At 70.9% G+C, this 5945-nt stretch carries 4 protein-coding genes; 3 read left to right on the top strand and 1 reads right to left on the bottom strand.

Annotation, left to right across the window (positions count from 1 at the left end; all coding sequences use genetic code 11):
* The first annotated feature begins 342 nt into the window (after positions 1 to 342).
* From AC08OX_RS13975 to AC08OX_RS13965, 3 genes are read left to right on the top strand one after another with little or no spacing between them, the layout of a single operon-like run.
* The gene (locus AC08OX_RS13975) at positions 343 to 1371 is read left to right on the top strand and encodes an AAA family ATPase (RefSeq protein WP_476608225.1); all 1029 of its coding nucleotides are present in this window, start codon (positions 343 to 345) and stop codon (positions 1369 to 1371) included.
* A 38-nt stretch (positions 1372 to 1409) separates the two neighbouring features.
* Positions 1410 to 2795: a DUF58 domain-containing protein gene (locus AC08OX_RS13970; RefSeq protein ID WP_476608224.1), complete on the top strand. Its 1386-nt coding sequence runs from the start codon at positions 1410 to 1412 to the stop codon at positions 2793 to 2795.
* Positions 2792 to 5368: a transglutaminase TgpA family protein gene (locus tag AC08OX_RS13965; RefSeq protein ID WP_476608223.1), complete on the top strand. Its 2577-nt coding sequence runs from the start codon at positions 2792 to 2794 to the stop codon at positions 5366 to 5368. The genes AC08OX_RS13970 and AC08OX_RS13965 overlap by 4 nt, the downstream gene beginning before the upstream one ends.
* Here AC08OX_RS13965 and AC08OX_RS13960 read toward each other — a convergent pair.
* A complete protein-coding gene (locus tag AC08OX_RS13960) occupies positions 5316 to 5726 on the bottom strand; it encodes a DUF3040 domain-containing protein (RefSeq protein ID WP_476608222.1) in 411 nt (136 codons plus the stop codon). The genes AC08OX_RS13965 and AC08OX_RS13960 overlap by 53 nt on opposite strands.
* Positions 5727 to 5945: the final 219 nt, after the last annotated feature.

The following is a 5945-nucleotide window of genomic DNA, read 5'->3' as shown; positions in this document are numbered from 1 at the left end:
CCTCAACACCCCGTACCACCCCACCGAACCCCCTCTATCGGGGGTCGCCCGCGATACCTAAGAAGAAGGTGGTATAAATCGCAAAAAATCAGTACAAATGACTCTGGTGGGCGAAGGAACATTTGGTCTCACTCGCCGTCCCGGCGAGGCCGGTCAGCTACGGACACCTACCCCTCAATCTCCTGTCGGGTTCCGCTTCGAGGCATGTTTCCTCGACCACCACGGCCTGCGCGCCCGCGGTGGATGTCACACTCGGGGGGGACAGGTCCCACCGGGGCCGGGTCCGCGCATCCCGATGCGCGACGCATCCCGACACTCGACACCCGGAGGGGGGCCAACCTCGTGGTGACCGACCCTGGTCTTCTGCACTGGCGTGACCCGGTGACCGACATCGGCCATCTCGCCGACGTCACCAATCGGGTGCGGACCAGCGTCGAGACGGTCATCGACGGCAAGTCCGAGGCGATCACGACGGCCCTGGTCGTGCTGCTGTCCGAGGGTCATCTGCTGATCGAGGACGTCCCCGGGGTCGGCAAGACCATGCTCGCCAAGGCCCTCGCACGGTCCATCGATGCCCGGGTGCGTCGCATCCAGTTCACTCCGGACCTGCTCCCCGGCGACGTCACCGGAGTCAGCATCTACAACCAGGGCACCCGTGACTTCGAGTTCCGTCCCGGCCCGGTGTTCGCCAACATCGTCGTCGGCGACGAGATCAACCGCGCCGAGCCGAAGGCGCAGTCGGCGCTCCTCGAATGCATGGAAGAGCACCAGGTCACGGTCGACGGCGTCACCTACCGGCTCGAGTCACCCTTCATGGTGATCGCGACCCAGAACCCGGTGGAGATGGAGGGCACCCGGGCGTTGCCGGAGGCCCAGCGCGACCGTTTCACCGCCCGGATCTCGATGGGCTACCCCTCCCCCGCAGCCGAGCTGGAGATGCTCGACAGCCACGGCAACGCCAACCCGCTGGCCGGCATCACCCCGGTCACCGACGCTGCCGAGATCGCCAAGCTGATCGCACTCGTCCGCACGGTGCACGTCTCGCCCGAGGTGCGCCACTACATCGTCGACCTGGTCGGCGGGACCCGCACACATCCCGAGATCGCGCTCGGCGCGTCCCCCCGGGCTGCGCTGCATCTCATCCGTGCTGCCCGGGCCCGCGCGGCCTTGGACCAGCGCGGTTTCGTCCTCCCCGACGACGTTCAGGAGATGGCTGTCCCGGTCATGGCGCACCGCCTACTGCTGCACCCTGAGATCATGCTCTCCGGGGAGCCGACGATCGAGGTCTCCGCCCGCATCCTGACCGACGTTCTGCGCCGGATCCCGATCCTTCGTCCCGGTACGGCACGCCCGACCCGGCACGGCCGTTAGAGCTCCGTGTGCGGAACCTCCGGGTGCGGAACCTCCGGGTGCGTGACTTTGTCGCAGCGCTGCGTGGCCTGACGATCCGCGGCCGGTCATTCGTCGCCGCCGGCATCGCCTGCGCGGCGTCCGCGGCCGTGCTCGGCGAGCAGGACCTGCTGCGGATCGGCCTGCTCGTCATGCTCCTCCCCGTGCTCGCGGCGGCCTTCGTCTGCCGGACCCGCTACCGGCTCGCCTGCACTCGCCGGCTCGAACCGAGCCGGGTGACCGCCGGGGACCGGGTCTCGGTCCGGATCAGGCTGGAGAACGTCAGCCGGTCGCCGTCGTCGGTGCTCCTGCTGGAGGACGCCGCCGCGGACGGGCTGGGCGGCGGGGCCCGGTTCGTACTCGACCGGATCGAGCCTGGTGGCAGCCGGGACCTGTCCTATGTCCTGCACGCGGGGATGCGCGGTCGCTACCAGATCGGACCGATGGCGATCCGCCTCGGTGACCCGTTCGGGCTGTGCGAACTGTCGCGCAGTTTCCGCAGCATGGACGAACTGGTCGTGGCCCCCCCGATCGAGCGGCTGCCGCCGGCCCGCCCGACCGGTGCCGCGCGCGTCAGCGCCGAGCTGCGCCGCGCGACCGGGCTCGTGGGTGAGGACGAGACGACGACCCGTCCGTACCGGTCCGGCGACGACCTGCGCAAGGTGCACTGGAAGACGACCGCCCGCCGCGGCGAGCTGATGGTCCGGCGCGAGGAGCACCCGCAGACGGGCGGGGCGACCATCCTGATCGACACTCGGGCCCGGGCGTGGCCTGACGGGGGCCCGTCAGCGTCGTTCGAGTGGGCGGTGAGCGCGGTCGGGGCGATCGGCGTCCACCTCGTCCGGGGCGGGTACCGGGTCCGACTGCTGACCGATCAGGGGCTGGCGGCCATCGCCGCGGGGGGTACCGTCGGCGGGCTCCTTGACGAGCTTTCGACGCTGATGCCCGCCCCCACCGAGTCCCTGTACCCAGCGCTCGCGGCCGGCCGCGGGCGAGTCGGTCACGGCGGCATGTTCGTCGCCGTCCTCGGCCACACCGATGCGCCCACCGCCACCGCGCTGGCCGGGCTGCGGCCCCGCAGCGCCCCGGCGATCGCGGTGCTCGTCAACGTGGCCAGCTGGAGCACCGCCGCGGCGGCCCCGAAGATCGCCGCCGACCTCGAAACGACGCACGCGGTGCTCACCCGCGCCGGCTGGGCGGTCCTCGGCGCGGCGGCGGGCACCAGCCTCGCGGCGATGTGGCCGCGGGTCGCCGCCCGGGCCCGGGGCACGGGCGGCGTCGGTGCCCCGGGTGCCGCCGGAGTCTCCGGACGTCCCGGGGCCGCGGGACTCACCAGAACCGTGGGACTCACCGGGGCGACGGGGCACACCGGCGATCTCCACACCGGCGGACGGTCTGTGCCGTGAACGCCCGCCCGGCGCCCACAGTGATCGCCACCGTCGCCTGTCTGCTGTCCACCAGCGCGCTGACCCGTCTGTTCGAGGGTGTCCTCTGGTGGTTCGGGCCGGTGCTCGTCGCCACGACCGTGGCCGTCGGGACGGGGGTGGCGAGCCGCCTGCTCCGGCTGCCGGCGGCGGCCGAGATCCTGCTCAGTCTGGTCGGCCTCATCGGCACCGTCACCGTGCTGTCCGCGCGGTCGACGGCGTTGCTGGGCTTCCTGCCGACCGCCACCACGGTCGGGACGCTGCACACGCTCATCTCCGCCGGCGGCTCCGACATCTCACGGCTGGCCGCGCCGGTGCCCGCCCGGCCGGGCCTGGTGGTCCTCACCGTGATCGGCGTCTACCTCCTAGTGATGATCGTCAACCTGATCGTGGTGAAGTTCGACCACCCGACGCTCGGCGGCCTTCCGCTGCTGGCGCTGTATGCGGTGTCGGCGGCGATTCTGCCCGGGGGGGTCGGCGTGGTGCCCTTTCTGCTCGGCGCGGTGAGCTTCATCGCCCTGCTCCTGCTCGACGGGCGGTTGGCGTACGAGCGATGGGGCCGGACCGTCTCCGACCAGCGGAGGGCTGGCGTCGAGATGTTCGGCGGTCGCATCGCCGTGGGCGCGCTCGGGGTCGCCGTCACCGCGCTGGTCGCCGCGATCGTGGTGCCGCTGGGCCTGCCGTCCCTTGACGGCGAGGGACTGGTGTCGCGCAAGGGTGGATCCGGTGCCGGGGACGGTCCGAGTTCGGCCAGCGTCGTGCAGCCGATCGTCTCGGTGAGCCAGCAGCTGCACGCCAGCACGGAGGTGCCCCTGCTTCGGCTGCGCTCCGACGAGCCGAAGTATCTGCGACTGACGGCGCTGGAGAACTTCGACGGCCAACTGTTCACCCTGCGGGCGTTGAATGCCACCCGGGAAGACCGGGTCAGCGAGGGATTACCGAAACCACGGACGGGCGGCGCTACCCAGTCGGTACGTGCGGAGGTGGCCGTCACCGGGCGGTTCAACGAGCTGTATCTGCCGGTTCCGGGCATCCCAATCCGGATCGAGGGGCTGACCGGCGACTGGCGGCTGGCGAGCCCGACAGGCACGATCTTCTCGACCCGGACCTCGACGGCGAACGCGCACTACCAGGTGGACGCGGTGGTGCCGAATCCCACAAGCGCGCAGCTTCAGGCCGCGACCGGGCCGATCCCGGACTCGCTCGGCGTCGCGACCGCGCTCCCTGACAATCTCGATCCCCAGCTGCGTCAGCTCACCAAGGCCGTGACCGCGGGTGCGCGCACCCCCTATGAAAAGGTGTACGCGATCCAGGAATACCTGCGGGGGCCGCAGTTCACCTACGACCTCCGGGGCGCCCCCACCACGCAGGAGGGCGCGCTCAGCCAGTTCCTGTTCGACACCCACCGCGGCTACTGCGAACAGTTCGCCTCGGCCATGACGGTCATGGTGCGGATACTGGGCCTACCCGCCCGGGTCGCGATCGGCTTCGTCCCCGGGGCGCGGCAGAGCGACGGCAGCTACGTCATCACCAACCGGCAGGCGCACGCCTGGCCCGAGGTCTGGTTCCCGTCGATCGGCTGGATCAGCTTCGAGCCGACCCGCCGCAGCGACGGAACCACCTCGGCGCCGTCCTACGCCCCCGCCGGGCCCGAGGACCCCGACAACGACGCCGCCCTGCCGGAAGAGCAGGCTCAGGCCGAATCGCAGGCAGCGCCCGAGCCGGTGCCCGTGCCGGATACCTCCACGCCGGCTCCCGGCGACGATCCGACCACGATGGGCGCTGCGCGGTCAGGTGACGACGCATCGACCTCCACCGAAATTCCCTCCTGGGTGGTCTGGCTGTGCGCTGCCCTGCCCGTCCTGGGCCTGCTAGCCGTTCCGGCGATCATCCGGATCCGGCGGAGGCGGGTCCGGCTGCGCCCGGCCGAAGACGATCCCCCAGATCCGTCTGGGGCGACGGTGGAACGGGTCCACGACGCCTGGGCGGAACTGCTGGACGTCGCCGCGGACCTGGGAATCATGATCCGGCCGAACGACTCGCCGCGGGCCGGAGTGGCCCGGCTGACCGCCTACCTGGACGCCGAGCCGACCACCGCACAGGCTCCGGGATCCGGCCCGGAACCGTCTGCGTGGCAATCCAGGGGCAGCGAGCCCCCCACGACCTACCCGCAGGCCCGCGCGGCACTCGCCCGACTGGCCTCCGCGGAGGAGCAGGCCCGCTACGCGCCGCCGGAGATGGCCGCGCCGCCGTCCGTCGCAGACCTCCGCGAAGATGCCGTCCTGGCCACCACCACGCTGTTGGCACTGGCACCGCGGGCCAGGCGGATGTTGGCGCGGATCGCACCGGCATCGGTTCTCCGGCACGCCGCGCCGGCCTCGGCGCGCGGACGGTCGAGGCCGGGACGGGGAAGCGGTAAGGACGACGCACCCGCCACGCCCACCACGATTCAGAACGAAGACAATCAGGACAATCAGGACTGGCTGGACTGGCTGGACGCGGTCAGGGACGGTCCTCCCAGCGCCGCCGCCACCGCTCCTCGACCCGTTCCATGAACGGAGCCCTAGCCCGCGGCTTCGGCTTCGATCCCCCCTGCACGCCGCCCGGCCGCCGGTGACCGGTGTCACGGCCGCTGATCCGGCGCAGGTCTGCCGCACCGCGCAGCGCGGCGAACAACATCATGAGGAAACCGAGGATGCCGAGGATCACCGTCAGCGGTACCCGGTTGAGTACCACACCGACCACCAGGACGGCCAGACCGAGGACGAAAACGACCGCGCTGCGGCGCACCCGGCGCAGCAGGTAGGTACGGGGGTCCGTCGAACGCACGGTATTGGCAAACTTTGGATCGTCCTGTACGAGAGCGCGCTCGATCTGCTCCAGCAGGCGCTGCTCGTTCTCCGAGAGCGGCATCGACGCTCCTCCCACGACCTGTAGGCCCGGCGGACGGAACCTGATAACCAAGGATAGGCATGTGCGGGCGGGTGCGGTAGGCAACCTGTCATGCTGGTTGGAACCGAGCGATTCCCGTCACCTGGTCCGTGCCCGAACTGGGGTCTTTCATACCCAGGGCTGCGCGAAGGTCGCGTGGTGTGACGGCCTGTTGCGCTAAGTGGCTATGAACTGGAGTGT

This window comes from Frankia sp. CoBUL1 (assembly GCF_978021245.1).
The sequence above is the reverse complement of the archived record's forward strand: the minus strand, read 5'-3'. Positions and strand labels throughout refer to the sequence as shown.

Coding starts and splice junctions, on each gene's coding strand:
- AC08OX_RS13960 (WP_476608222.1), bottom strand. CDS start 5,726: ATGCCGCTCTCGGAGAACGAGCAGCGCCTGCTGGAGCAGATCGAGCGC.